General features: G+C 66.7%; 21 protein-coding genes and 1 tRNA gene. 8 read left to right on the top strand and 14 right to left on the bottom strand.

Translation table 11 applies throughout. The features are described 5' to 3' along the window. Positions 1–38 precede the first annotated feature (38 nt). Both CLD20_RS16340 and CLD20_RS16345 read left to right on the top strand, forming a co-directional pair. Positions 39–1,343 carry a TRAP transporter large permease gene (locus tag CLD20_RS16340; protein ID WP_224407732.1) on the top strand — a complete coding sequence of 435 codons (1,305 nt, stop codon included), beginning with the start codon at positions 39–41 and terminating at the stop codon, positions 1,341–1,343. A gap of 361 nt (positions 1,344–1,704) precedes the next feature. Next, positions 1,705–3,312: a gamma-glutamyltransferase family protein gene (locus tag CLD20_RS16345; protein ID WP_224407733.1), complete on the top strand. Its 1,608-nt coding sequence runs from the start codon at positions 1,705–1,707 to the stop codon at positions 3,310–3,312. A gap of 135 nt (positions 3,313–3,447) precedes the next feature. On the opposite strand, the gene CLD20_RS16350 is transcribed toward CLD20_RS16345, so the two are convergent. The 4 genes from CLD20_RS16350 to CLD20_RS16365 are packed head-to-tail and all read right to left on the bottom strand — an operon-like array spanning position 3,448 to position 9,569. Further along, on the bottom strand, positions 3,448–4,614 hold the full coding sequence (locus CLD20_RS16350; RefSeq protein ID WP_224407734.1) for an FAD-binding oxidoreductase: 1,167 nt from the start codon (positions 4,612–4,614) through the stop codon (positions 3,448–3,450). Continuing rightward, positions 4,614–6,308, bottom strand: coding sequence for a hydantoinase B/oxoprolinase family protein (locus tag CLD20_RS16355; protein ID WP_224407735.1), 1,695 nt, complete (start codon positions 6,306–6,308; stop codon positions 4,614–4,616). The genes CLD20_RS16350 and CLD20_RS16355 overlap by 1 nt, the downstream gene beginning before the upstream one ends. Further along, entirely contained in the window at positions 6,305–8,350 is a 2,046-nt protein-coding gene (locus CLD20_RS16360) for a hydantoinase/oxoprolinase family protein (RefSeq protein ID WP_224407736.1), read from the bottom strand. Before CLD20_RS16360 ends, CLD20_RS16355 begins: the two co-directional genes overlap by 4 nt. A gap of 58 nt (positions 8,351–8,408) precedes the next feature. Then, positions 8,409–9,569 (bottom strand): diaminopropionate ammonia-lyase, encoded by a 1,161-nt coding sequence (locus tag CLD20_RS16365; protein ID WP_224407737.1) that lies wholly within the window; start codon positions 9,567–9,569, stop codon positions 8,409–8,411. Between the two features lie 353 nt (positions 9,570–9,922). Here CLD20_RS16365 and CLD20_RS16370 point away from each other — a divergent pair, with 353 nt between their 5' ends. Together CLD20_RS16370 and CLD20_RS16375 are read left to right on the top strand one after the other, a co-directional pair. After that, the gene (locus CLD20_RS16370; protein ID WP_224407738.1) at positions 9,923–10,582 is read left to right on the top strand and encodes an XRE family transcriptional regulator; all 660 of its coding nucleotides are present in this window, start codon (positions 9,923–9,925) and stop codon (positions 10,580–10,582) included. Between the two features lie 454 nt (positions 10,583–11,036). Continuing rightward, on the top strand, positions 11,037–11,570 hold the full coding sequence (locus CLD20_RS16375; RefSeq protein WP_224407739.1) for a GNAT family N-acetyltransferase: 534 nt from the start codon (positions 11,037–11,039) through the stop codon (positions 11,568–11,570). A 298-nt stretch (positions 11,571–11,868) separates the two neighbouring features. Here the strand turns inward: CLD20_RS16375 and CLD20_RS16380 are convergent. From CLD20_RS16380 to CLD20_RS16405, 6 genes are all read right to left on the bottom strand, one after another. Further along, positions 11,869–11,945 (bottom strand) — tRNA-Met (locus CLD20_RS16380). A 150-nt stretch (positions 11,946–12,095) separates the two neighbouring features. Further along, a complete protein-coding gene (locus CLD20_RS16385) occupies positions 12,096–12,545 on the bottom strand; it encodes a type II toxin-antitoxin system RatA family toxin (protein ID WP_224407740.1) in 450 nt (149 codons plus the stop codon). Between the two features lie 197 nt (positions 12,546–12,742). Then, a complete protein-coding gene (locus CLD20_RS16390; RefSeq protein WP_224407741.1) occupies positions 12,743–13,336 on the bottom strand; it encodes a NapC/NirT family cytochrome c in 594 nt (197 codons plus the stop codon). 127 nt (positions 13,337–13,463) lie between these two features. Next, positions 13,464–13,745, bottom strand: coding sequence for a hypothetical protein (locus CLD20_RS16395; protein ID WP_224407742.1), 282 nt, complete (start codon positions 13,743–13,745; stop codon positions 13,464–13,466). Positions 13,746–13,858: 113 nt separating this feature from the next. Continuing rightward, complete coding sequence (locus CLD20_RS16400) at positions 13,859–14,017, bottom strand: DUF3309 family protein (protein WP_224407743.1); 159 nt, start codon at positions 14,015–14,017, stop codon at positions 13,859–13,861. 130 nt (positions 14,018–14,147) lie between these two features. After that, positions 14,148–16,400 (bottom strand): CHASE2 domain-containing protein, encoded by a 2,253-nt coding sequence (locus tag CLD20_RS16405; RefSeq protein WP_304504367.1) that lies wholly within the window; start codon positions 16,398–16,400, stop codon positions 14,148–14,150. A gap of 159 nt (positions 16,401–16,559) precedes the next feature. Between CLD20_RS16405 and CLD20_RS16410 the strand changes: the two genes are divergently transcribed. The 3 genes from CLD20_RS16410 (at position 16,560) to CLD20_RS16420 (ending at position 20,118) form a co-directional block, all read left to right on the top strand. After that, positions 16,560–17,864 carry a hypothetical protein gene (locus CLD20_RS16410; protein ID WP_224407744.1) on the top strand — a complete coding sequence of 435 codons (1,305 nt, stop codon included), beginning with the start codon at positions 16,560–16,562 and terminating at the stop codon, positions 17,862–17,864. 15 nt (positions 17,865–17,879) lie between these two features. Further along, entirely contained in the window at positions 17,880–18,827 is a 948-nt protein-coding gene (locus CLD20_RS16415) for a FecR domain-containing protein (RefSeq protein WP_224407745.1), read from the top strand. A gap of 85 nt (positions 18,828–18,912) precedes the next feature. Further along, entirely contained in the window at positions 18,913–20,118 is a 1,206-nt protein-coding gene (locus CLD20_RS16420; RefSeq protein WP_224407746.1) for a glycosyltransferase, read from the top strand. Here CLD20_RS16420 and CLD20_RS16425 read toward each other — a convergent pair. Further along, on the bottom strand, positions 20,111–20,839 hold the full coding sequence (locus CLD20_RS16425; protein ID WP_224407747.1) for a DUF6065 family protein: 729 nt from the start codon (positions 20,837–20,839) through the stop codon (positions 20,111–20,113). The genes CLD20_RS16420 and CLD20_RS16425 overlap by 8 nt on opposite strands. 179 nt (positions 20,840–21,018) lie before the next feature. On the opposite strand from CLD20_RS16425, the gene CLD20_RS16430 reads away from it, so the two are divergent. Continuing rightward, positions 21,019–22,515: a CoA-acylating methylmalonate-semialdehyde dehydrogenase gene (locus CLD20_RS16430; protein ID WP_224407748.1), complete on the top strand. Its 1,497-nt coding sequence runs from the start codon at positions 21,019–21,021 to the stop codon at positions 22,513–22,515. On the opposite strand, the gene CLD20_RS16435 is transcribed toward CLD20_RS16430, so the two are convergent. The 3 genes from CLD20_RS16435 to CLD20_RS16445 all read right to left on the bottom strand — a co-directional run bounded on the left by CLD20_RS16435 (position 22,475) and on the right by CLD20_RS16445 (position 26,073). Continuing rightward, positions 22,475–24,103 (bottom strand): GMC family oxidoreductase, encoded by a 1,629-nt coding sequence (locus CLD20_RS16435; protein WP_224407749.1) that lies wholly within the window; start codon positions 24,101–24,103, stop codon positions 22,475–22,477. The two genes, CLD20_RS16430 and CLD20_RS16435, sit on opposite strands and share 41 nt — an antisense overlap. A gap of 287 nt (positions 24,104–24,390) precedes the next feature. Continuing rightward, complete coding sequence (locus tag CLD20_RS16440) at positions 24,391–25,233, bottom strand: proteasome-type protease (protein WP_224407750.1); 843 nt, start codon at positions 25,231–25,233, stop codon at positions 24,391–24,393. A 36-nt stretch (positions 25,234–25,269) separates the two neighbouring features. After that, on the bottom strand, positions 25,270–26,073 hold the full coding sequence (locus CLD20_RS16445; RefSeq protein WP_224407751.1) for a transglutaminase family protein: 804 nt from the start codon (positions 26,071–26,073) through the stop codon (positions 25,270–25,272).

Raw genomic sequence — 26,073 nt, forward strand, 5'->3', positions numbered from 1 at the left:
GTCTGCGGCGGCGACAGAGCGCCGCGGGAGCGCCGGTATTGGAAATATTCGATAGTTCCGCCTTCATCATCCTCTTGATGTTCGTGCTGCTCGGCAGCGGAGCCTGGCTGTTCTCGGCCTTTCTGCTCGTCAGCACGCTCGGCCTGCTCTTCGTGGTCGACATGAACCCGGCCCGGATCGGTGCGATCATGTCCCAGGTGATGTGGCGCAGCGCGTCCTCCTGGGAGCTTTCGGCCATTCCGCTCTTCATTCTGATGGGCGAGCTGATCTTCCACACCGATATCGCTCGCCGGCTGTTTCGCGGGCTGTCGCCCTGGGTTGAGCGTCTGCCCGGGCGTCTGCTGCACGCGAATGTGGGCGGCTGCACCATCTTTGCCGCGATCAGCGGTTCGAGCGTGGCGACGGCGGCGACGATCGGGAAGATCACCATCGGCGAGCTCGACGAGCGCGGCTACGACCGCGACCTGTCGCTGGGCTCGCTGGCCGGGGCCGGGACCTTCGGCCTGATGATTCCGCCATCGATCAACATGATCATCTACGGCGTGATCGCGGAGGTCTCGGTCGCCAAGATGTTCGCGGCCGGCGTCTTTCCCGGTCTGCTGCTGGCGGTGCTCTACAGCGGCTACATCGTGGTGCGCTGCTGGTTCGATCCGTCGAAGGCGCCACCCGCAAAAAGGGCCTCCTGGGGAGACCGGCTGCGGGGCCTCGTCGATCTCGCCCCGGTAATGCTGCTCGTGTTCATCGTTCTCGGCACCATCTACACCGGGATTGCGACGCCGTCGGAATCGGCGGTGATGGGACTTGCCGCCACCATCGTGCTGGCGCTCGTGGGTCGTCAGCTTACCTTCGCCGTCTTTGTCCAGGCGCTGATGAGCACCGTGCGGACGTCGGCGATGATCCTCACCTTGATGACCGCTGCGAGCTTCATGTCGGCGGCGATGGGCTACATGCACGTGCCGCAGGACGTCGCCGCGGCCATCGGCTCCCTCGACATTTCGCCGCTGCAGCTCGTCTTGCTGCTGGCGGTCTTCTACATCGTGCTCGGCTGCTTCCTGGACGGCATCTCCATCATGCTGATGAGCCTGCCGATCGTTCTGCCGCTCGTGACGGCCGCCGGCTACGATCCGATCTGGTTCGGGGTCTTTCTCATCGTGGTGACGGAGCTCGGGCTGATCACGCCGCCGATCGGCTTCAATCTCTTCGTGCTCCAGGGGCTGACCCGGCTGAGCCTCGGGCGTCTTGCCAGGGCGGCCTTCCCGTTCTTCCTGCTGACCTGCCTGGCCGGCGCCATCCTGGTGGCGTTCCCCGAGCTGGTGCTCTGGCTACCGCGCGTGCTGTTCTAGAGCCTTGGGGAAATCCGGCTTCCGCGAAGAAGTTGCCGGGGGGCGAGGATGCGGATCCCCTGGGGCAGGATGATGCGCTGGGATGGAAAGCCGCGGCCCCATTCCTCGTCCCTTCGGTCGGGGGATCGATCGGGACGTCACATACGAAAACAAATGTCATTCTAGAAATTAATCTTGCATCTAGAATGGCTGCGATTGGTCGCTCGGATGGGGAAAAATCTCTGAGAAAATGTGATGTTTCGGCTAGATAGCGGGCCAGAATGGCGGGCTAGGCTGCCAATCTGAATTTCACATAAATCGGCAATGTTTCGCATAGGAAATTCCCGGTGGAGTCCGACATCTTTTCTGCTATCACCCGCCCATGACGGTCGATTTCAGTGACGAGTGGTTCCAGTCTCCCAGCCGGCGGTCGGTGATCGCCTCCGAAGCGATGGTCATCGGAGCGACGCCCCAGGCGACGTTCGCCGGATATGACGTCCTGCGCGCCGGCGGGAACGCCGTCGACGCGGCGATTGCGGCGATCGCCGTCACCAGCGTGGTCGAAGCTTCCCAGTGCGGGCTCGGCGGGGACTGTTTCGCGTTCGTGGCGCGGCCAGGTGAGGCGCCGCTCGCCTACAACGGCTCCGGGCGCGCGCCGAAGGGGCTTTCGGCGGAGCGGTTGCTGGCGGCGGGCACGGCGGAGATCGCGCGAACGAGCCCCCATGCCGTCACCGTTCCCGGGGCGGTTGAAGCCTGGTGCCGGCTTCACGCAGACTTCGGCGCGGTCGATCTCGAACGGCTTTTCGCGCCTGCGATCGCGTATGCCGAAAACGGCTACGTCGTGCAGCGGCGAGTGGCCCAAGACTGGGCCAAGGGCGCGTCTCTGCTGGCCACACAGGAAAACGCTGCGCGGTTCTATCTGCGGCCCGACGGAACGTCTCCCGTGGCCGGCAGCCTTCACCATCTGCCGGGCCTCGCGACCGCCTTTCGCGACATCGCCGCAAACGGAGCCGACGGCTTCTACCGGGGACGCGTCGCGGAGGACATCGTCACCTATCTGAGGGCGCTCGGCGGCTTTCACGAATCGGCCGATTTCGCGGACCATCGCGGCCAGTATGTCGAGCCGATCTCAAGGGACTTTCGCGGCCACCAGGTCTATGAGTGTCCGCCGAACGGGCAGGGCGTCGCGGCACTGATCATCCTCGGGCTCTTGGAACGGCTTCTGGGCTCGGACACGCTGGACAGCGCCCAAGGCATCCATCTGCTGGCGGAGGCGAGCAAGATCGCCTTTGCGGTGCGTGACGAACTGGTGGCCGATCCGGACGTCGCGCCGATGGACGTCGAAAGGTGGCTTTCCCAGGAGACAATCGCGGAGCTTGCGACCAAAATCGACCGCGCCCATGCCGGCACGCGACCGACCCTCGCTCAGATGATGCCGGCGCACGAAGACACGAGCTACGTCACCGTCGTCGATCGCGACGGGCTCGCCGTCAGTCTGATCTCCTCGATCTTCTCGGATTTCGGCAGCACGCTGGTGGAACCGCGCAGCGGCATCCTGCTGCAAAACCGCGGGGCCGGGTTCAAGGTCGCGCCCGGCCATCCGAACTGTGTCGCGCCAGGCAAGCGGCCGCTCCACACCATCATCCCGGGCATGGTGATGAAGGATGGCCGGCCGAGCCTCTCCTTCGGCGTTGTGGGCGGCCACTATCAGCCTGTCGGCCACGCCATGGTGCTGCACGCAATGCTTACCGAGGGGCTCGATCCGCAGGAAGCGCTGAACCGGCCGCGCAGCCTCTGCCAGACCGGGCCGCTGGAGCTGGAGACGACCAATTCGCCTGAGCTCGCTCGCGAACTCGAAAGGCTCGGACATCGCATCGTGCGGCCGGCACACCCTTTGGGGGGCGGCCACGTCATCCAGATCGACCACGAAAGGGGCGTGCTCGTCGGAGCCAGCGACCCGCGCCGGGACGGCGTCGTCGCCGGCTTCTGAGCGGCTGCTCGCAAGTGGGGCTCCGGCCAGCCGCTTGTTCGGGGTAGCGCTCGTCGCCCGAGGCACCGACCCACTAGGGATCGACGATGACCCGGTCTCCGCGCAACCTGCGCTCGGCCGTCGATGTTCGCCGCGTCAATCGAACAGCTTGAGGCGATCGGGTGCGCGCGCGGCGGCCCATTCCGAAACGTCGTCACTCGTCACGACCCCGCGCACGCCGGCGGCGATGCCGGACGCGATCAGCGGGGCGAGTTTGAAGCCGTGCCCGGAACAGGCGCTGACAGCCCATCCGCGTGCCCCCAGGGCCGCGACCTTGAACGCCTCGTCCGGCGTCACGGTGTAGAAGCAGGCCTTCGGGTCGATGATCGTGTAGGCGTCCATGTCGCGATAGGCGCGCACAAGTGCATCCCAGACCGGTGCGATGTCGTCCGCCGTCGCGGCGCGATCCTCGTCCGGGTCGCCGGTCAGCGAGAAACGATGATCGCCGATTTTGAGACGCGTTCCCCGGCGCGGCGGCAGCGCGTAGAGGCCTGCATCCTTCTCGCGCACGACGATGACGGGCGCGGTGCGCCAGGCCCTGGCCATGTCGGGGGGAGGGGCGAGATAGAGGACAGCCTGACGTGACGGCGTCACGCTTCCTGCGAATTGGGGAACCAGGCGGCCGATCCAGGCACCGGCCGCGACCACCACGGTATCGCCGGAAAAATGTCCGCCGGCGGTCGTGACGACGCCGCGCTCCGGGTCGACCTCGTGGACCTTGGTGTGGGCGTGGAAGCGCACGCCGAGCTCGCTGAGGTGGACGACGAGGTCGGTGAGGATGCGGACCGGAAACAGCAGGCCGGAGCCGCCGACGAACACGGCGCGCTCGATGCCGTCGGGCTCCAGCATCGGGAATCGGGCCGCAAGCTGATCGCGCGGGAGATCCTTGAACTCAACGCCGAGCTCGTCGAGCTGGGCCTTCGTGGAATCGTACCAGCCGTCCTCATGGCGCAGGACGTAGACCCCGCCAGTCGGCTCGTAGTGGCTGACACCGAGATCTGCCCACATGGAATCCCACGCCTTGAAGGCCTGCGGCATGAGCCGAGCGTATCCTCCGAGCTTGCCGTAAGCGTGGCGGTTGATGCGGTGCTCGTCGTGGGACGAACTGACTGGATTGGGGATCGGTCCCTGGTCGAAGACCTCGACGGAAATCCCCTGTCGGGCGAGCGCCCAGGCAAGGCTGAGGCCCATGATGCCCGCCCCGATGATCAGGACTTTTTCCGGGCCTTCGGCCGGGCTGGACGTCTTTGCAGGATCGCTCATCAATCGTTGCCGTAATGCTCTGCCATGAAGGTGGGGCTGAATTTTTCCGAGCTGATATCCTCGGTGCGCTTCTCGCGGGAGCGTCGCTCGGGCGGGCCGTAGCCGCCGGCACCGGCCGTCTCTACGATGAGCGCCTGGTCCGGTGTGATCGGCGTCAGGCCGGGCTTCGTCGGCATGTCGCAGACGGTGCCGTCGGCCTTTCGGAGCTTGAAGCCGCCGGTGCCGCCCGATGCGCCGCCGAAGACACCCCATGGTGGGGTGAGGAAACGCTCGCCTTGCCCGGTGAACGTGGTGGTGTGGTCGACGGGCCGGATCACGCGGCGCAGGCCGAGGCCGCCGCGATGGGTGCCGGCTCCGCCGGAATCGGGCACGAAGCCGTAGGATTCCACGAGCAGAGGATACTCCGTCTCGATCGCCTCGACCGGCAGGTTCGAGGTGTTGATGAGATGCACCTGCACCCCGTCCTTGCCGTCCTTGGTGGCGCGGCCACCGAAGCCGCCGCCGACCGTCTCGAGATAGACGTAGCTTCGCCCGGTCTCGCCGTCGGTACCGGAGAAGATGACGGCGGTGTTCGCTCCGTTGGCGGCGCCGACGGCACGCTCGGGCAGAGCCGGAGCGAGGGCGCCGAGCACGACGTCGATGACGCGCTGGCAGGTATTCGCCCGGCCGGCGACGGCGGCGGGGAAGGCGGCGTTCAGAATGGAGCCAGCTGGCGCGTCGATCTCGATCGCGTCGAGCATGCCCTGGTTGCTCGGCACGTCGGGATCGAGCAGGGCACGGACCGCGTAGACGATCGACGACTGCAGCGCCCGGAAGGGGACGTTGATGTTGCCGAGCACGGCCGGCGACGAGCCGGCGAAGTCGCAGCGGATGCGGCCGCCAAGGGCAGGGTCGCCGACGGTGATCTCGACGGCGATGGGCATCGCCGCCGCGCCGAAGCCGTCGTCGTCCATGACGTCTTCGAAGCGGTAGGCGCCGGGAGCGACGTTGGCGATCGCCTTCAGCATCCGGGCGTGGGTTCGCTCGATGAGCTGGTCGAAGGCGGTGGCGAGGTGTCCCCGTCCGTGGGTCGCCGCAAGCTCCTTGATGCGCCGTTCGCCGAGTTTACAGGCGGCGATCTGCGCATAATAGTCGCCGCGCCGCTCGTCCGGCACGCGGGCGTTCAGGAGCAGAAGGTCGAAGATGTCTGCGACCACCTCACCCTGGTTGAACAGGCGCACCGGTGGGATGCGCAGCCCTTCCTGGTAGATCTCCGTCATGCCGCCGGACATCGATCCCGGCGCCATGCCTCCAATGTCGGCATGATGGGCGATATTGCACATGAAGCAGAGCAGCTCGCCGTCGACGAATACCGGCATGGAGAGGGCCACATCCGGCAGATGGGAGCCGTCGGCGGTGTAGGGGTCGTTGGAGACGAAGATGTCGCCGGGCCGGAAGGCATCGAGGTCGTACTTGCGCAGCAGCGCTCCGGTCAGACCCAGCATGGAGCTGAGATGGATCGGCTGCGAGCGCTCGCAGAGCGAGATCATCCGGCCCGCCGGATCGATCAGGGCGGTGGAGTGGTCGTTGCGCTCCTTGATGTTCGTGGAAAACGCGCTCTTCATCAGCGCGATGTAGGTTTCGTCCGTCACCGAGCGCAGGCCGCTCAGGATGACCTCCAGCGTGATGGGGTCGAGCTCCGGCGGCTGGCTCATGCACTCACCTCGATCAGGAGATTGTGGCGGGCATCGACCGAGGCGACATCCTTCGGAAACACGACGACCGTGGTGTCGAGCTGTTCGATGATCGCCGGTCCCTCGATGCGATGGCCGTATGCGAGCTTGGCGCGGTCGTAGATCGCCGTCTCGACAGCACCGGAGCGGTCGAACCAGACCGGCCGGGACGCGATCGGCGTCGGTGTGGCCGCCGTGTCCGATGCGGCCTGTGCCGGCTCCATGTCGCGATGGTGCCTGCCTGAGGCGGCGATCCGAACGCTGGTGATCTCGATCGGCGCGCCGGGATTGTGGAAGCCGTAGGCCTCGTCATGAGCGGCCGAGAAGGCCTCTTCGAGGGCGGCGGGATCATCGTCGCCTTTGCCCGAGAAAGGCACGGCGAGTTCGAAGTTCTGGCCGAGATAGCGCATCTCCAGGCGGGTCTCGGTATGGGCGTCGCCGGGCTCGACCTCTTGCGCGCTGAACCACTCCTCCGCTTGCATCCGCAACTCGGCGAGCACCGGTGCCAGCGCCGCGGCGAGCGCGTCGTTGAGGGGCAGGTGGACGGTCCGCACGAAATGTTCCAGCTGGTCGGCGACGATCAGGCCCTGGGCGCACAAGAGGCCCGGATGGCGCGGCACCATGATCCTGCGAATGCCGAGCGCACGTGCCACGGACGCGGCATGAAGCGGCCCCGCGCCGCCATAGGCGATCAGGGTGAAGTCGCGCGGGTCGTGGCCGCGCTCGACGGAGATGGCGCGGATGCCGCGCACCATGTTGGCAACGGCGATATCGATGATGCCGAGCGCGGCCCATTCCTGCGAAAGGCCGGTCTCTTTGGCGAGTTCGGCGATGACGGCCGCTGCGGCGTCCACCTGCATCGGCATGCTGCCGCTCAGGAGGCCGTCGGCGGACAGGCGCCCGAGAAACAGGTTGGCGTCGCTCACGGTCGGTTTTGTGCCGCCGCGTCCGTAGCAGGCCGGGCCAGGGACGGCCCCGGCGCTTCGCGGTCCGACCTTGACCAGGCCATCGGTATCGACCCAGGCGATCGAGCCGCCGCCGGCGCCGATCGCATCGATATCGACCGAGGGCATGCGCACCGGATAGCCTTCGACCCAGCGCTCGTGGATGGTGCTGGCGGAAAAGCCGCGCAGGAGCGCCACGTCCGAACTAGTCCCGCCGATGTCGAGGGTAATCGCATTCGGCTCACCGATCTGCCGGGCGAGATGGACCGCTCCTGCAACGCCCGCGGCAGGTCCCGACAGCGCCGTGCGGATCGGGAAGGTGCGGGCGCGGCCAGCGGAAATCAGTCCGCCGCTCGACTGGTTGATGCCGAGAGGAACCGGCCCGACGGTCTCCTCGATGCCGTCTTCCAGCCGGGTGAGATAGGTGTGCATGATCGGCTGCAGATAGGCGTTGAGCACGGTGGTGGAGAGGCGTTCATACTCGCGGAACTCCGGCCTGACTTCGCAGGAGAGCGAGATCTCCACCTCCGGCATGGCACGGCGAAGAGCCTCGCCGAGCCTTAGTTCGTGCGCGTCCGTAAGGTAGGAAAACAGCAGGCACACCGCGACCGCATCCGGCTCGGCCGCGGCCACTTGGGCGACGACCCGGGCAATCTCGGCGTCTTCGAGCGCTTGCACGATGCGCCCGCCGCGCGTCACCCGCTCGGCGACCTCGAAGCGAAGATGGCGGGGGACGATGGGCGGCGGGTTGTCTTTCTGCAGATCGTAGATGCTCGGTCGGACCTGCCGGCCGATCTCCAGGAGATCGCGAAACCCCTCCGTCGTGATCAGGGCAACCCGGCAGGGCCGCTTCTCGATCAGGGCATTGGTCGCGACCGTGGTGCCGTGGGCGATGCGGCCGATGTCGCGCGGATGCAGGCCGGTCGCCGCGCACAGCTCGCCGATGCCGGCGAGAATGGCTTCCGCCGGATTGGCGGGCGTCGAGGGCCGCTTGTGGTAGTGGGTGAGGCCGGTCGAGGGCTCATAGGCGCACACGTCGGTGAAGGTGCCGCCGACATCGATGCCAAGGGTCCAGCTCACGGGGCTCACGTCCTGGTTGCCGCGTTGGGCGAGGGGTGCCCGCCAGCCACTGCCTGTCTCATCGCGCGTCGATGTCTCCGAGCTCGGCCAACGTCGGATAGCCCTTTCCGGTCAGATCGCGTGCCAGCAGCGCCTCGACGCTCTTGCGGTCGACGGGCCCTTCGGTCGCGATCACCAGGATCCGGCTGTCCGGGCCGAGCTTCATGGCCTCGCGTGCTGCCGGATCGGCGCACGCCGCCATCAGGCCCGCCATCCCGGCAACGCCGGAATCCCCGATCTCCATCGGCGGATCGCCGAAAGCGCCTGCCGTGATTGCCTGCATCGACCAGATCGCCATCTCGTCGGGGATGGTCATGAAGAAATCCGTTCCCTGGGCTAGCACGGGCCATGCCAGGGTGGAGACCTCGCCGACCGAAAGGCCGCTCATGATCGTGTCCAGGTCGCCTTCGGCCACGACGGGCCGACCGGCCACGGCGGACTTGTAGAGGCAGTCCGCCTTGTCGGGCTCGGTGACGACGAAGATGGGAGACACGGGCGAATTGTCCTTCTCGCGCAGGAGCCCGCAGATCGAGGCGGCGAGCCCGCCGCATCCGGCCTGGATGAAGACATGGGTCGGCTCGAAGGTCGGATGGCACTGCTCCTCGATCTCGATGATCATGGTGCCGTAGCCCGCCATCACCCAGAGGGGGGCGACGTCCATCTGGGGAGCCGTATCGGGAATGAGGAGCCAGCCGTTCTGCTTGGCCAATTGGGCAGCGGTCTGGGTAGAATCGTCGTAGGTGCCATCGATCCGCATCACCTCGGCCCCCTGAGCCTCGATCAGCTGCTGCCGGGTGGTGGAGACGCCGGCGTGAAGGAGGACGACGCACCGGCAGCCGGCCTGACGTGCGCCCCAGGCGACCGACAGGCCATGGTTGCCGTCCGATGCCGTGGCGACGGTGATCGAAGAGAGCGGGCGACTGACGGGCAGGGCGGCTTCGGCGTGAAGGGCTCTGGAGACCGCATAGGCTCCGCCAAGCGCCTTGAAGCTGCCCACGGAGAACCGGTCTCCTTCGTATTTGCAGCGAATGCTCGACAGGCCGCATGCCGCGGCGAGACCGGGAAGGTCGAGCAGGGGCGTGGGCCGATAGTCGTTCCAACCCGAAATCTCGCCGAACGCCTCCTCCGCTGCTGCGCGGCTGATATAGCGCTTCAACGCGCCATAGGGCGCGTCCTTCATGCGTAAGCTATTGGATACGAAGTGAATTTCCGGTCGCGGGATGGACATGATACCCCGGGCTCTTTCCAATACGCTAAATTTATGGCCGATTTTTCCGATATGCAATATGAGAAGGGGAGTTTCAAGCGCTTTGCGAAATCGGTCCGCTGTCCGATTTTGTCGCGGTCGGTCTATTTAACCGATTGAATCTAAATATTGAAAATTCATATTCGGTCCTGGTCGTTGCCGGCGTCAAGGCGCAGAGACCGTGATCCGCACATGTTTCGTCCGGTAAACGTCTTTCGAGAGAAGGCAGATTCCTTTATGATCAAGAACTAGATCGGGGATACCGCATGAAGACTAGGGACACGCCGGTGGCGGCGAAGAACGACGATTCGGCAAGCCGGCTCGGTCGGCGCCTGCGCGCATGGCGCACGGGGCGGGGCCTGACTTTGGCGGCCGTCAGCCAGAAGACGGGCGTTGCGAGCTCCTCGCTCTCCAAGATCGAGAACGAGCAGGTGTCGGTCTCCTATCACACGCTCAAGCGCATCTGCGACGGCCTCGACATGCCGATCGAAGACATCATCAATCCTGAGCACAAGAAGTTCGCTCCGGGGCGGCGCTCGATTACCCGCGCTCCCGACGGGTCCGAGTTCGGCTCGCGGCAGTACATCTACCGGGCCCATGCGACGGACATGTCCAAGAAGGAGATGATCCCGCTGGAGATGGTCGTTCTCGCCCGCGCTTCCGAAGATTTCGAGGACTGGAATAAGCACGAGGGTGAAGAGTTTGTGTATGTTCTTTCCGGTGCGATCGATGTCCTCACCGAGTTCTATGCGCCGACGCGGTTGACGGCTGGAGAGAGCCTGTATTTCGACAGCTCCATGGGGCATATGTATATCTCGGTCAGCGATGAGGATGCGCGAATTCTGTCGATTTGTTACGATCCGCGCGCCCATATGCAGCGGGATATCTCGGATTTCTTTCGCGCCGGCCGGCTGGACGTGCGCCCTTTGGCCAATGAGTCCGTGTAGCGCGGCGAAACGAGCTGCGGGCCGGTATCGTGCGTGGATCGCCCGCCAGGCACCCGAATCGATTGCCGGGGTTGATCCGCTCGAACGCCGTCGTGCGGCGAGCGCCGTGAGCCGGTCGAGGGTAGGGTGCCGCCAAGCCATCCGATGACACCGGTTGGGCAGGAAGCGCCAACAGGCGTGCCGCCTGGTCGAGCGCGTGTTCGGCGACGCCGCCCAGGCCGATTGACTCCATAAGTTTCACGACGTCACTGGGCGCGGTCGGACGCCGGCACCGGCGTGGCGGTCTTCTCAGCGCTCGGGATGCGGTTCGCCGAACTCGGGCCAGGCGCCCGGTCGAAGCGAGCCCGGCACCGGCCGAACCATGACTTGCACGCCCCACGCCCGCCTAATTCCCGGTACACACGCCACGCTCGTTCGCGAACTCTGCCTCTGCTGCCCCTCCCGGAGACCTTCGATGACTGCCAATCCAAGCGACGGCCACATCAGCCTCGACGTTGCCACGGAGGCCGATCTTCCGCGTTTCCGCAAGGATCTCAGGGACGCCTTCACGATCGCCGTCGTGGAAACGTTCGGATCGGAGGGCGAGGCGCCGATACCGTCCGACGAGGATGTCACCGCCTCCATGGAGGCGCCGAACGCCGTGGTTCACCGCATCCTCGAAGACGGACGATGGGTCGGCGGGGCCATCGTCACGATCGACGCCCAGACGAAGCACAACGCACTCGACCTCTTTTATGTGCATGCCGACGAACTTGGCCGCGGCATCGGCCGCAAGGCCTGGGCCGCGATCGAGGCGCGCTATCCCGATACCGAGCTCTGGACGACCCACACGCCGTATTTCGAAAAGCGCAACATCCACTTCTACGTCAATGTCTGCGGATTCCACATCGTCGAGTACCACCACGCCCGTCACCCGGACCCCAACCATCCGACCGAGGAGAACTTCCCGGACGAGGGTGGCATGTTCCGCTTCGAGAAGCGCTTCTGACCCGGAGCGTGCCGCGCAACGTCGGCTTCAGCGGCTTTTCGCCTTCGAAGCTGGCGGACAGCTTTCCACCCGGCCAGCCATCGCAATGACCTCTGCGGTCCCGCGCAAGTCCGGGTCGTGCCGCCTGTGGCTCGCCCTCGGGTAATCGCAGAACGCTCGCACAGGCGCCTCTCCTCCGGGTCGCTTGTCCTTGCTGCTGCAAAGGTCCGATTTGGGACGACTGACCTGCGTTTCAGGCCGGGACGTCGGTGCCGGTAGGGCGTGATGGCATAGAGGGAGCTTGTCGGTCGCGCGAGGGTGGTAGCGGAGGAGGGACTCGAACCCCCGACACGCGGATTATGATTCCGCTGCTCTAACCAGCTGAGCTACTCCGCCAACCGGGCGGGCCTGGCTTCCGCAGAAGGGGCCGCCTCAAGGGCGCGGGGCGCATCGAAGCGCCCGCGAACCGGCGTGGGATATACGGTCGGGGGCCTTCCCCGTCAAGCGAGGCGGATGGCGCGCGCCCGCGCCCCGGGCCGATCTGTCTCATCCGGCCCTGCGCGCCGCCGCGAGGCCCTCGGCGCGGGCATGGAAGGCCTCCACCGAGCGGGCGAAGAACTGGCGCACCAGCGCCTCCTTGAAGCCCCCCAGAAAGCCGGGTGCGAGGATGAAGTCGACCTGCATCTTCACCCGCGTGCGCGCCGGCCCGAGAGGCTCGAAGTTCCATTCGTGGCGGAGCTCGCGAAAGGGCTTTTCCCGCGAGCGGATGAGAAGATGCCTCGGCCGGTCGAAATGCGCGTAGCTGAGAAAGCGGACGGTAAAGCCGGGAAGCCCGACCTCCTGCATCACCGCGAGGTCGTCCCCGCGCCGCTCCACGATCTGTGCGCCGACGAAGCCGGGCAGGAACTGTGGATAGCTCTCCACATCCGCCACCATGTCGAAGACGGCCTCGCAGGCAAGTTCGACGCAGGTGTCGGAATCGAGATGGCCGGCCATGGCTCAGGCCCGCGCGGCGGCGCGGCAGGGCGCCGTGGCGGCGGCCGGCAGGGCAGGGGCTACGAGGCGCCTCGCGGCGTCCGGGCGTCGGTTCCCCGGGCGTCGGTTCCCCGTGCGTCGGTTCCCCGGGCGTCGGTTCCCCGTGCGTCGGTTCAAAGGCATCGGTGTCGTCCCGGCAGCGCCCAGGCGGCGCCGGGCTAGTCGGCCGAGGCTTGCACGCGCGAAAGGTGCTCGGCAAGGCGGGCGGCGTCCTGCGGCTCCGCGGCCGCGCTTTCGGCCGGCGCGTGGCCGATATCCTGATGGCAGGTGATGCAGGTGACGCCGGCCTGCTCGGCCTGCGGATGGGTGGCCTTCGCCGCTTCCGTCTGCTTGTCGAACGCCATGGCCGCGAAGGAGTGGCAGTTGCGGCAGGTCGCCGAATCGCTCGCCGTGAGCTGGTCGATCACGCGCTGCGACAGCTCGGCGCGCTGTGCTTCGTAGGCCTCGCGCGTGGAGAGCTTGCCGGTGAGATGACCCCACACGTCGCGCGCGCCGGCGCTCGCCTTGCCGAGAAGCAGGTCGTACCAAGGATGCTCGTCGACATGGCAGGCGATGCAGGGAACGCGCACGCCCACCGGGTTGGAGAAGTGGACCTGTTTTTCATAGGTCTCCTGCGGCCAGCTCATCTCGTGGCAGGCGACGCAGAATTCGTTGGTGCCGGTCCGCTGCACCACTTCGGTGGTGACGCCGGCTGCGGCAAGCCCGAGGACGCCGCCCAGCACCAGCACTCCGATCCATGCCCCACGTCCCATCGCATCCTCGCTTCGTGCCGCGGGCGGCGAGGCGCCCCCCGCATCGCCCTGTCTCGAAGGATAGGTATGGAGGAAAGGGGGGTGCCGGAAGTGCGGCGGCCGGTCGCCCTCTGCGGCGCGGCCGTGCTCAGTCCGCCTGCAGGAAGGCGTGCAGCGCCTCGATTTCAGGCGCCGTCAGCTTCTCCACCATGCCGCCGGTCGGCTGGTGCTCGGCGATATGCGTCTTGAAGGCATCGAGGTTGAGCGCCGCCATCTCTTCCTTCTTCGGCGCCAGCGTGCCGTGGCACATGGCGCATTTCGTCTTGAAGGTCGCTGCGGGGTCGAAGGCGTCCTGGGCGAGGGCGGAGGAAGCGGTGAGGAGCCCTGTGGCGAGGGCTGCTGCAACAATCGGGCGGCTGGAATGGCGCATCGTCTCTCTCTCGGGCCGTGGGCGCTTTTGCGCGGCCAGATATGGCGGCCGGCGAGAGGGTGATCAAGCGCGGCGGCGATGCGACCAATCCGCGCCTGATCTTTCCGTTTGCGTTAGATGCGGCCCATCAGGAGCAGGATGATGAGGATGACGAGAATGACGCCGACGATGCCCGACGGCCCGTAGCCCCAGCCACGGCTGTAGGGCCAGGTCGGCACCGCGCCGATGAGAATGAGGATGAGAATGATGAGGAGTATGGTTCCGACCGACATGCCGGGGTCCTTTCTTGGTTTCTCGGCTTCGATAGTCAGCCGCCTTCACAAGAACACCTCTTTCTTTGGCGGGGTTCCGCCTTTCCCGGCCTCTCTGCGGCTTCGGGGCGCAAAAAGACCTTAGGCGGCTTCATTTCTCGGCGGCCGTGAAGACCCCGTCCCAGTCGGGTGGAGGCGGCTCGGCACGGAAGCCGCAAAGCCGCGCCTCGTAGACGTCGAGGAGGCCGCAAAGCCTGTCCGGCGCGAGGGTGCGGAGCCGCGAAAGGGCGGCGAGCGCGGGCTCGGTCTGGGCGCGGGCATAAAGAGCGAGCATCTCCGCCTGCACCGCCTTCAGCGCCTCATAGCGGGCGGGCTCTTCAATGTCGGTCTCGTCGAGAATGGTGAAGAGCTGCAGCGGCTGCGCCCGCCCGACCACGCGCACCCGGTCGACGGGCAGGAGCATCATCCCTTCCGCCCCGGCCGCCGTCTCTTCGGAGAGGATGAGGGGCAGGGCGAACTGCTTGCAAAGCCCCTCCAGCCGCGCCGCGATGTTCACCGCATCCCCGATGGCCGAATAGTTGAAGCGGGTGCGCGAACCGAGATTGCCGACGCAGCAGTCACCGGTGTTGAGCCCGATGCCGATCTCGATCCGCCGCCCGCCCTTCGCCCCACTCTCTGCCCCACTCTCTGCCCCATTCTCTGCATTGAGCGCTTCGAGGCGCTGCAGCATCGCAAGCGCCGCCACGCAGGCCCGCCGGCGGTGCTCGGCGACGTCGAGCGGAGCGTTCCAGAAAGCCATGATGGCGTCGCCGATATACTTGTCGACCGTCGCATCCTCGGCCAGCAGGATATCGGTCATCGGCGTCAGGAAGTCGTTGAGGAGCTTCGTCAGCGCCTGGGGGTCGAGGCCTTCCGAAAGACTGGTGAAGCCGCGTATATCGGAAAACAGGATGGTCAGCTCGCGTGTCTCGCCGCCGAGCGCCAGCCGCTCCGGCTCGTCGGCCAGCCGCTGCACCAGCGCCGGCGCGAGGTAGCGCGAGAAGGCCGCCTTGACGAACAGCCGCTCGCGCTCCGTCACGATCAGCAGGACGGCGGTCGCGGCGACATGCGTGGCGCCGACGGAGGCTGCCGGCAGGATCGGATCGATGAGGAGCCGGTAATCGGCAAAGGCGAACCAGGAAATGCCCCCGATGAGAGCGGCCACGAGCAGCGTCACGAGCGCTCCGATGGAGGGGGCGACATAGGGGACGAGGAAAAGCACGAAGAGAGAAAGGGTGATGGCGAGGACGAACTCGGCCCCCGGCGCCCAGTCCGGCCTGGCCAGGTAGGTCTGTCCGAGAATCTGGTCGATCGCCTCGGCATGGACGAAGACGCCGGGAACGCCGCTGGCGAGCGGCGTGGCCACGAGGTCGCGCAGGCCGACGGCGCTGGTGCCGACGAGGACGATGCGCCCCTCGATGGCGTCCTGAAGCCCGTCTTCGCCCGCATTGGCGTTGATCACGGAGGCGGCCGGCAGCCGCGCCTCCGGGCCGGCGCCGGAATAGTAGAGGAAGAGGCCGCCCTCCGGCCCGGTCGGCACGTCGAAGGCGCCTACCTTGAGCGCGGTCATCGCCGGCTCGCCGGTTTCGGCTTCGCCGCTCGCGCCGGTGGAGCGGATGACGAGGCTGCCCGCGCCCTGCGCGACGCGCAGCGCTTCCACCGCGAGCAGCGGATAAAGCGCCCCGCCGGAAGCTTCGACCACCGGCACGCGCCGCACCACCCCGTCCGCCGCCGGCGGGAAGGAAAAGAAGCCGATCCCGCTCGCTGCCCGGTCGAATTCGGCAAGGTTGGCGAGCGCCCCGCCGACGGGGCGAAGATAGCTGCGTGGGTCGGTGCCGCCGAAGGCGAAGCCGGCCTTGGGGGCAGGGGGGCTGCCGCTGCTCTCCTGCGAGAAGACGAGGCCCGTCACCACCGGGTTGCGGCCGATCGCGGCCGCAAAGCTCCGGTCGTTGTCGAAACCCTCCATGCTCTCCGGCAATTCCACGCTCCCCCCGGCCTTGCGCAGGGCCGCGACGGCGTTCTCCAGCGAGGTGCGGTCCGGCTCGGGAAAGACGATGTCGAAGGCGATCGCGGCCGCCCCGGCCGCGCCGAGATTGTCCACCAGCCGGGCGAGCAGGCTGCGCGGCCAGGGCCATTGGCCGAGCGCGGCGATCGAGGCCTCGTCGATATCGACAATGACGACCGGGGCGCCGGCGCTCTGGCGCGGCTTCAGCCATTGGTAGCTGTCGAAGACGAGGGAACGCAGCCGTTCCATCGGACCGGCGCCGGCCGTGCCGAGCGCGATCACGATCGACATGGCGAGAAATCCCGCCGCCCAGATGGCGGCAAGTCGACGGCGCTGCCTGATCTTCCGTCTGCGTGCCATTTCCGTCACAGACTTTCAGAAACGTTAATTTTTCGGCACCCGGGGCGCTAACGACCCTAGCCTTTGCGTCCCTAAAACGCGAACTTCTCCAAACTACAACAACGATATGCGCAGCGAGGGGTGATGTTCGGGGTGAGGCGTACTCTGCGCGATGCAATCTTGCTGGGAAGCTGTCTTTTTTCCGCCGCCGCGATGGCACAGGGCGAGGTTCCTGTCGGGAAGGCGAACCTCGTCTCCTACGAGGACCTCCTCGCCAACCCCGATGATCTTGCCCTCAACTACGCCTATGCCCGCCAGCAGGCGGAGAGCGGTCAGCTGGAGCAGGCGGCCGGAGCGCTGGAGCGGCTGCTCCTTCTCCAGCCGAACTGGGACGAGCTGCGGCTCTTCTATGCTGTCGTCCTTTACCGGCTCGACGACCTGAAGGGCGCCGAGCGCGAGCTGCTCATCTTGCAGGAAAGGCCGCTCGGCGCCGGCGCCGCGAACGAGGTCGCCCGCTATCTCGCTCTGGTGCGCGCCGGTGATCGCTCGACCCGCCTGACCGGCTCCGTCTCGGTCGGCGGCAGCATCGACAGCAATCCCTCCTTTGCCTCCTCCGCCGATACCGGCTTCACCGCCGGCACGCTGGTGCCGCTGACGGCGAAGGAGCGCGTCGACGGCGCCTTCAACGCCGCCATCGACATGCGGCTGGAGCACGTCCTTGCCAATGGGCGCGGCGACCTCCTCTTCGTGGAGGGCAGCGGCTGGCTGAACGAGCAGTTCGATGTGGGCGAGGCGAGCTTCGTCACCGGTCACGGCAGGGCGGGGGCCACCTTCCATTTCCGCGATCTCGCGGTCACGCCCTCCGCGCGCTTCGGCGCCTATGCGCTTGATGGGGAGCTGTTCTACACCGAATACGGCCCCTCTCTCGCGGCGACCTACCGCATCAATCCGCACCTGAACGCTTTCGCCGAGTTCGCCGCCCTGTGGCAGGATTACGACCGCACCTCCTACAGCACGGTCGGCAGCGCCCGCGATGGCTGGCTCCTCAAGGGCGGCGGCGGGCTGACCGGGCGTCCCGTCCCGTGGCTGACCGTGACCGGCGATGCGTATCTCTTGAACAAGAACGCCTCCAGCGGCAGCTACAGCTACGACGGCGTCGAGCTGCATGCCCGCGATCTCATCCTGCTCGGCAAGGGTCAGTATGTGACGGCCGATGTCTGGTACTGGCGCATCGTCTACGACCGGCCCGATACGGCCGTGCTGCCGGGCGTCACCCGCGAGGACGATCGCTACCGCGCCCGTCTTGCCTATGGCCTGCCGCTTTCCACCATCGCCGAGGCGGCTGGCGGCACGTTGCCGGACGCGATCGGTCAGGTGAATCTCCAGGTCGGCGGAGAATATTATCTGCAGCAATCGAACATTTCCAATTACGACGGCGACAACTGGTCCGGGGACGTGCTTGTGACCAAGCGCTTCGCCTTTTGAGCGCGGGAGCTGCCGATGCCGAATGAACCGATCGATCCGCCGAAGACCCTGAGGGCGCTGGCTCTGGCCCTGGCGATTGGAGCGAGCCCGCTCGCGCTCGCCACCAGCCCGGCCATGGCCGCCGCCAGGATCGGCACGAGCGCGGCCGTCACGGGCGACGTCTATGTCCGTGGCGGCGCCTCCGGCCAGGAGCGCCAGGCGCAGGTGCGCGAGACGATCTTCCTTGAGGATCGGGTGCGCACCAAGCAGGAGAGCGCCCTGCAGATCCTTCTCGTCGACCGGTCGATCTTCACGGTCGGCGCGAACTGCGACATGACCATCGACCGCTTCGTCTACGATCCCGATAGCGGGGCAGGCGAGATGAGCGCGCGCGTCGTCAAGGGCGCCTTCCGCTTCATGAGCGGGCGGATCGGCGGCAACAATCCGACGAACGTCAACATCGCCACGCCGTCGGCGACGATCGGCATCCGCGGCACCTTCATCGAATCCATCATCGGCGTGGATGCCCGCGCCATCGCCGATGCGCTCGGGCTTGAGAGCCCGCCGGGCGCCAGCCCCTCCGGCGCCGCCTTCTACATCCTCCGCGGGCCGGGCCAGGGCCACAACACCTTCAACAATACCGGCATCATGGAGATCTCCAACTCCGCCGGTTCGCAGACCGTGATGACGGCGAACTTCGCCGTCTATGTGCCCGGGCCGGGCTATCCGCCGTCGGCGCCCTTTCCGGTCACCCAGCAGCTTCTCGACTATCTGAGCTTCCACCTCCGCTCCACGCCGAACGGGCCGCCGGTCAACCCGCTGAACCTGGATGGTAGCGGCAGCCAGCAGAGCGGCCAGTCGCTGTTCAACCAGCCGACGCCCGGGCCGGGCAGCGAGCAGTACAACTTCAACAGCGGCCACACGGATAACCATCTGCCGCCGCCTTTCCGATATGGCGGAGGTTTCCGGCCGCAGCCTTTCTGAGATGCGGGGCAGGGAGGTATCCCGAACCGTTTTGCCCCCGGCCCAAATCCACGGCCTGAACCGCCAGGTCCCAGAGGGGAGTTCGATGCGACGCCGCGCGCTCCTGTGCGCCGAAGCCGGAGCCGGGCTCGGCCATCTCACGAAGCTTCTGAGGCTCGGCGAGCTTCTGCTGAAGGACGGCTGGACGGTGCGCATCGTCGGTCCGGGGGCCGGTGGCTTTCCGGGTGAGGCCGCGGCGGGCATCGTCTTTTCCGAGGGCGAGCGCTGGGGCCATGCGCTGGGCGCGCCGCCGCAGCGAACGGGTTCCTCCGCCTCGCTCGGCGATACGCTCGCCGATCTCGGCTTCCGCGACCCGCAGGCGATCCGAGACCAGATCACCTACTGGCATCTTCGCTTCGCCGATTTCGTCCCGGACCTCGTGGTCACCGATTATGCGCCGGGCGCCGTGCTTGCCGCGCGCGACCGCATCCCCGCGCTCGTCGCCGGAAGCGGCTTCACCGTGCCGCCGGCCACGATGGCGCATTTTCCTCCCCTGCACGAGCTGTCGCCGGTGCGCGAAAGCGAGGAAGCGCTCTGTCAGACGGTCAATGCCGTCCTCGCGGAGGGTGGTGTGCGGCCGATCGGGTGCCTTCCCGAAGTCTTTGCGGGTGAGGCCCAGAACGTCTTCACCTATCCTCTCCTCGATCCCTATCGCGGCGTCAGGGACGAACCTGTTCTCGGCGCTCTCGCGGCCGAGACGATGCGCCCGCAGGCGGCGGACCCCGAAGCGGTGGGTGAGGAGGTCTTCGTCTACTTTCAGGCCGGCGAACGCCAGGATCGCCTCCTGCGCCTCGTCGCGGCGCTTCGCCGCCTTCGGCTGCCGGTCCGCGCCTATCTTCCCGGCGCGCCGCCGGCCTATCTCGACTGGCTGGCCGCCTCCGGCGCCGTCATCGAACCGCGCCCCGTCCCGCTGGCGCGGATCGTTCGCTCGCGCCTCCTCGTCCATCATGGCTCGCATGGCTTCGCCGCCCTCGGCCTCGCCGCCGGCCTTCCCCAGGCGACGTTCGGCTGGGACATCGAGAAGAACCTCAACGGCAAGGCGGTCGAGAAGGCCGGCGCCGGCCTCGATCGCCATATCGACCATGTCTGCGACGAAGAGGTCGAGGCCGTGATGCATGAGGTGCTGGAGGGGGCGCATTTTGCCGATGCCGCGCGCGCGCTCTCGGCCGAGCTTTCTGTGTTCTCCGGCGGCCGCGCCGAAGCGGTGTTTCTTCACACGGCGCGCCGCCTCGCCGGCCTTCCCGTCAGCTGATGGTCTTTTTCAGCGCCACCTTGGTGCGGTGCGCCGGTTCGATCTTCTCGGCCGGGCCGCGGTGATAGTCGCGTTGCCATTTTTTCCCGGCCGCTTCCGATTCCGGCGAGTGCAGATCGGCGTTGAAGGATCTGCGGGCCGCCGCCCAGGCGCGGTGGGCCCGGATGAGCTCTTCGTCTTCCTCGATGGCGCACCGCCTGGGCTGGAACTCTTCGATCATGCCCCGCCGGATGGGGAAGAAAGCGCAGATCGGCTCATCCTTCTCGAAGAACACCGTCGCGCCCGGCTTGGTGAAGCGCCAGTTCATGGTGAAGGTGGCGCTCGTCCAGTCGGTTTCCACGATTCCTGTGAGCGGCTGGATGTCCGCCTTAGGCCGGTTGGTCGGGCCGGCGACCCACAGGTCGTAGCCGGGTGGCGTGCGGATGAGGACGGGCAGGCTGAAGGTGAGGATGCCGTGGCCGAAATGGCTGAGGGCCGGCTGCCGGCGCGGGTCGCCGTACTCGATCTGGATCGCCTCCACCTCCGGGCCGCCGTCCCACGTCGCCGAGAAGAGGGCGGGATTGGCGATCTCCCAGGAATGCGCATTGGCGATCGTGAGCGGCAGGCAACGATAGGCGAAGCGGTCGCTTGTGGCGTCCATCCATTCCCTCTCCGAAGGGGAGGGCCGGATGACGATGTCGCTGTCGTCGATGACGAAGAAGTCGAGAAAAAGCTCGCTCATGGGGCCCTGTGGGAAGCCTCGGCGCACGATAGGCGAGTGGACGGCTTCTGTCAGCGGCCGGCATCGAAGGAAACGGGCCTGCATTCGGGTTCGCTGCCGGCAGCGGGCTTGTAATTGTGTGCGTCAGGCGCGATCAGTCTGGGCAGCGAAGGCCGTGTCGGCCGTAACGGAGGAATTGCATGCGCGAGATCGGACATTTCATCGGCGGGCGCGAGGTGCCGGGAAGGAGCGGACGGACCGCGGATATCTTCCTGCCGATGACGGGCGAAGTGCAGGCGAAGGTGGCTCTTGCCTCCAAGGGCGAGGTTCGCGAGGCGGTCGAGAATGCCAGGCAGGCTCAGCCGGCCTGGGCCGCGCAGAACCCGCAGAAGCGCGCCCGCGTCCTGATGAAGTTTCTCGAGCTCGCCCATAAGGAATACGATTCTCTCGCCGAGCTCCTGGCGCGCGAGCACGGCAAGACCGTTCCCGATGCGCGCGGCGACATCCAGCGTGGCCTGGAAGTGGTGGAGTTCGCCTGCGGCATCCCCCACCTGATGAAGGGCGAGTTCTCCGAGAGCGCGGGCCCCGGCATCGACATGTATTCCATGCGCCAGCCGCTCGGCGTCGTCGCCGGCATCACGCCGTTCAATTTCCCGGCCATGATCCCGATGTGGAAGTTCGCCCCGGCGATCGCCTGCGGCAACGCCTTCATCCTCAAGCCGTCCGAGCGCGATCCCGGCGTGCCGATGCGCCTCGCCGAGCTGCTGGTCGAGGCCGGCCTGCCGGCCGGCATCCTCAACGTCGTCAACGGCGACAAGGAAGCGGTCGACGCCATCCTCGACGACGAGGACATCAAGGCGGTCGGCTTCGTCGGCTCCTCGGCGATCGCCGAGTACATCTATTCCAAGGGCTGCGCGGCCGGAAAGCGCGTCCAGTGCTTCGGCGGCGCCAAGAACCACATGATCATCATGCCCGATGCCGATATGGATCAGGTGGTCGATGCGCTGATCGGCGCGGGCTACGGCTCTGCCGGCGAGCGGTGCATGGCGATTTCGGTTGCCGTGCCGGTGGGCGAGGAGACGGCCGACCGGCTCGTCGAGAAGCTCGTCCCGCGCGTGGAAAGCCTGAAGATCGGCCCCTCGACGGACCCCGATGCCGATTTCGGTCCGCTGGTGACCGCCGAGGCGGTGAAGAAGGTGCGCTCCTATGTCGATCTCGGCGTCGAAGAGGGCGCCGAGCTCCTCGTCGACGGGCGCGACTTCAGCCTGCAGGGCTACGAGAACGGCTTCTACATGGGCGGCTGCCTGTTCGACCGGGTGACCGACGAGATGCGCATCTACAAGGAGGAGATCTTCGGACCGGTCCTCTCCGTCGTCCGCGCCAGGGACTACAAGGAGGCGCTCGACCTGCCGACGAAGCACGAATACGGCAACGGCGTCGCCATCTTCACGCGCGACGGCGATGCGGCCCGCGACTTCGCCTCCAAGGTGGAGGTCGGCATGGTCGGCATCAACGTGCCGATCCCGGTGCCGCTCGCCTACCACACCTTCGGCGGCTGGAAGCGCTCCGGCTTCGGCGACCTCAACCAGCACGGGCCGGATTCGATCCGCTTCTACACGAAGACCAAGACCGTCACCTCGCGCTGGCCCTCCGGCGTCAAAGACGGCGCGGAATTCGTCCTTCCGACGATGCGCTAGTGGTCTGACTCGAGGCGCCGGCGCGAATGAGGTCGGCGCCTTTCTCGGCAATCATGATCGTCGCCGCGTTCGTGTTGCCGCTCACGATCGTCGGCATGATCGACGCGTCGCAGACGCGCAGGCCGTCAAGGCCCTTCACGCGAAGGTCCGGGCCGACCACCGCTTCGTCGTCCGTGCCCATGCGGCAGGTACTGGTGTAGTGCCAGCAGGTGCTTGCGACATCGCGAGCTTCGGCGACGATCTCTTCGCGGGTCCCGAACGCCCCTCGCAGCCCGGCGCGCACCTCATCGAAGACTTTGTGGTTGGCAACTTCGCGGCAAAACTCAACGATCTCGACGCTACGGTCGAGGTCATCCGGGTCGTCGAAGTAGTTCGGATCGATGGCGGGCCGGTCGAAGGGGCTGCCGGTCGCCAGCTTCACCGTGCCCTCGCTGCGGGGGCGGCAGACGTAGCCCCAGATCGATAGCCCCGGCGGCATGTCACGGAACCGCTCTGCGCTCGTTGCTGCGCAGAAGAGTTGCGCGCTCGAATATTCGTCGGACTCGCGTAGGCGCGCAAAGGCGCCAGCCTCGATCTGCATCGTCGACAGGGGGCCGGTGCGGTGCTTCTCGAACATCTCCTTCGCCGTGTCGGGATCCGGCATGGCCTTCCCGAGCCCCATCGCCTCGGGGTCCTTGACCATGATCTCGATGGAGGGCCGGGCGAGGTGGTCGCGCAAGTGCCGCCCCACGCCAGTGAGGTCATGGACCGGCGCGATGCCGTGGGCGGCTATCTCGTCTGCGGGGCCGATTCCGGACAGCAGAAGGATGTGGGGCGAGCCAATCGCGCCCGCCGCGAGGATCACCTCGGCGTCGGCCATCGTGCGCTTGGCAGTTCGCCCGACGGCGTAGTCGACGCCGGTTACGCGCCCCTTGTCGACGACGAGGCCCGTCACGTGCGCAAAGCTTTCGACTGTCAGGTTCGGCCGGTCGAGCGCGGGTTCAAGGAAGCCGTTCGCCGTGGTGAAGCGCACACCGTTCAAGAGCGTGCCCTGGTGATATCCGCAGCCTTCTTGCCGGGCGCCGTTGAGATCGAGATTTCGCGGCACGCCGAGATCCTCCAGCGCCTCGAAATACATCTCGTGCAAAGGGTGGCGGCCGTTGTACTCTCCAACGTGCAGAGGGCCCTCTCGTCCATGCCATTCGTCGTCATGGATCGCGTTGCACTCTGATTTGCGAAAGAAGGGCAAGACGTCGTCGTAGCCCCAGCCCGTGCAGCCCAGTTGGGCCCAGTGGTCGTAGTCGCCACGATTGCCGCGGACGTAGGCCGACCAGTTGATTGTGCCCGATCCGCCAATGCATTTGCCGCGGTTGAGCAGAATGCGTCGTCCGTTCAGATGTCGCTGCGGCTCCGACCGGAAGGCCCAGTCGAGCTCGGTATCCCAGAAGAACTTGGCGGCTCCCGGCGCAGCGATGAGCGGGGCTTTGGCTGCGCCTCCGGCTTCGAGGAGAAGAACGCGGCAGGTCTCGTCCTCGGACAGGCGAGCGGCCAGCACGCAACCGGCTGACCCGGCGCCAACGATGACGATGTCGAAGTGGCTGGGTTCCATTATCCCCATCCGCTCGGATTGGCTCGGCCGAATAGTAGCATTGCCTCGGCAATTATGCACCGACCCGGAGGCGCGCTTGGGGCCGAAAGCGGTACGAAGGTCGGCTTCGTCCGCACAGCCATCGCCGTGCTCGCCGCGGCGAGTGTCTGGTCTCCGCCCAAAGTCGCGCCATCTACGCACCGAATGTCAACTTCAGGGAGCGTCGGCGCGCGCAACGACCAGCACGCTTGCCTCAGAGCTGGAAGCCCTCGGTTCTGCGCCGCGATGATGGCATCAGGATCGGCCCGTCAGGCCTCCTGCTTTTGGTCTCGCTGGCCTTCGCCCTGCTGCGGGCTCGGGGGGGCTGGCTCGGGCGCCGGGGTCGCGAGCTGGAATTCCGGCGCCGCGGCGGGGTCGTAGGCCTCGTATTCCTCCAGCCGCGCGAAGGCGTCTCTGAGCGCCTCCGACCAGGCGTGGGAAAGCTTGCGGAAGTAGGGGTCGTCGACGTCGATCCGGCGCTGCTCGCCGATCTCCAGCGTATCCTTGCGGTAGATGAGAAGGTCGATCGGCAGGCCGACCGAGAGGTTGGAGCGCAGCGTCGAATCGAAGGAGATGAGCACGAGCTTGGCCGCCTCGCCCATGCGCATGGGCGACACCGTCACGCGGTCGAGGATCGGCTTGCCGTATTTGTGCTCGCCGATCTGGAAGTAGGGCGTGTCCTTCGTCGCCTCGATGAAGTTGCCTTCCTGGTAGATCTGGAAGAGGCGGTGCACGTCGCCCCCGATCTGGCCGCCGAAGATGAAGGAGGAGACGAACAGCGAAGGATTCGCCTGCACCGCCTCGTCTTCCTCGTGCAGCACCTCGCGCACGGTCTGGCCGACGAGCCGGGCGGCCTGGAACATCGTCTCCACGGTCATCAGCGAGGGCAGGCCCGTCTCCGAGACCGTATGCAGGCGCTCGTTGAGTAGCGAGACGACCGCCTGCGTCAGCGACAGGTTGCCGGCCGAAAGCAGCACCAGGACGCGGTCGCCCTTGCGCTCCCACACATGCATCTTGTTGAAGACGGAGACGTTGTCGACGCCGGCATTGGTGCGGGTATCGGACGCGAAGACGATGCCGCGGTCGAGCCTCAGCCCCACGCAATATGTCATGATGATCTTCCCCGCGGCGTGAATCGTCCGCAGCCGTTATTGCTGCTGTTGTTCGACAACGACGTCAACGGACAAAGTTTCCGCGCCCGCGAAGCGGTGCAGGCCGACAATGGGTGCGGCGCCTCCGGCGTCCAGCCCGCAGGCGAGCCGCACGTAATTGTCCGCCGGGCAGACGCCGTTGGCCACGTCGAAGCCGACCCAGCCGAGATCGGGCAGGAAGGCTTCCGCCCAGGCGTGGTGGGCGACCGCCGCCTGCTCGTCTTCCAGATGCAGGTATCCGGTCACGTAGCGGGCCGGGATGCCGATGGAGCGGGCGGCCGCGCAAAAGATATGGCTGTAGTCCTGGCAGACGCCGAGGCCTTCCGCGAAGGCCTCGGCGGCGTTGGTGCCGGAATGCGTGGAATCGGTGTCGAAGGTCATGTGCTCGTAGATCGCGCCCATCAGGTCATGTAGGACGGCGAGCCTTTCCTCGCCGCCGATCGAGCGGGCGATCTTGCGGATGGCCGGCGAGGCCTCGGTCGACGTCGTGGAGCGCAGGAACACCGAGGGATTGGCGACCTCTTCGGGACGGCCGACGATGCCGCCCATGTTCTTCGTCTCGACATAGCCTTCGGCGACGATCGTCAGCACGTTTTCCGGCTGCGCCTGGGTGACGAGATGGGTGAGATTGCCGAAGCCGTCCGTGAAGCTCGACGCGCTTTCGATCCCCGGCGCCTCGATACGCCATTCCTCGACGGTCTGCGAGGCGTTGTCGCGCGCCGTCAGGCGCAGGCGCTGGATCGCATACCGGCCGGCGCTGGCGTAGTGATATTGCGTCGTGTGGCGGATCTTGAGGCGCAT

Origin of the sequence: Afifella sp. IM 167, assembly GCF_020144925.1 — a bacterium.
Lineage (GTDB): Bacteria > Pseudomonadota > Alphaproteobacteria > Rhizobiales > Afifellaceae > Afifella.

Bases quoted from the DNA above. Each gene is read 5' to 3' on its own strand.
- CLD20_RS16430 (WP_224407748.1), top strand. From the start codon at position 21,019: ATGCGCGAGATCGGACATTTCATCGGCGGGCGCGAGGTGCCGGGAAGG.
- CLD20_RS16355 (WP_224407735.1), bottom strand. From the start codon at position 6,308: ATGAGCCAGCCGCCGGAGCTCGACCCCATCACGCTGGAGGTCATCCTG.
- CLD20_RS16415 (WP_224407745.1), top strand. From the start codon at position 17,880: ATGCCGAATGAACCGATCGATCCGCCGAAGACCCTGAGGGCGCTGGCT.
- CLD20_RS16445 (WP_224407751.1), bottom strand. From the start codon at position 26,073: ATGCGCCTCAAGATCCGCCACACGACGCAATATCACTACGCCAGCGCC.
- CLD20_RS16425 (WP_224407747.1), bottom strand. From the start codon at position 20,839: ATGAGCGAGCTTTTTCTCGACTTCTTCGTCATCGACGACAGCGACATC.
- CLD20_RS16385 (WP_224407740.1), bottom strand. From the start codon at position 12,545: ATGGCCGGCCATCTCGATTCCGACACCTGCGTCGAACTTGCCTGCGAG.
- CLD20_RS16350 (WP_224407734.1), bottom strand. From the start codon at position 4,614: ATGAGCGATCCTGCAAAGACGTCCAGCCCGGCCGAAGGCCCGGAAAAA.
- CLD20_RS16405 (WP_304504367.1), bottom strand. From the start codon at position 16,400: ATGGCACGCAGACGGAAGATCAGGCAGCGCCGTCGACTTGCCGCCATC.
- CLD20_RS16375 (WP_224407739.1), top strand. From the start codon at position 11,037: ATGACTGCCAATCCAAGCGACGGCCACATCAGCCTCGACGTTGCCACG.
- CLD20_RS16435 (WP_224407749.1), bottom strand. From the start codon at position 24,103: ATGGAACCCAGCCACTTCGACATCGTCATCGTTGGCGCCGGGTCAGCC.
- CLD20_RS16365 (WP_224407737.1), bottom strand. From the start codon at position 9,569: ATGAAGGACGCGCCCTATGGCGCGTTGAAGCGCTATATCAGCCGCGCA.
- CLD20_RS16440 (WP_224407750.1), bottom strand. From the start codon at position 25,233: ATGACATATTGCGTGGGGCTGAGGCTCGACCGCGGCATCGTCTTCGCG.
- CLD20_RS16420 (WP_224407746.1), top strand. From the start codon at position 18,913: ATGCGACGCCGCGCGCTCCTGTGCGCCGAAGCCGGAGCCGGGCTCGGC.
- CLD20_RS16345 (WP_224407733.1), top strand. From the start codon at position 1,705: ATGACGGTCGATTTCAGTGACGAGTGGTTCCAGTCTCCCAGCCGGCGG.
- CLD20_RS16390 (WP_224407741.1), bottom strand. From the start codon at position 13,336: ATGGGACGTGGGGCATGGATCGGAGTGCTGGTGCTGGGCGGCGTCCTC.
- CLD20_RS16395 (WP_224407742.1), bottom strand. From the start codon at position 13,745: ATGCGCCATTCCAGCCGCCCGATTGTTGCAGCAGCCCTCGCCACAGGG.
- CLD20_RS16400 (WP_224407743.1), bottom strand. From the start codon at position 14,017: ATGTCGGTCGGAACCATACTCCTCATCATTCTCATCCTCATTCTCATC.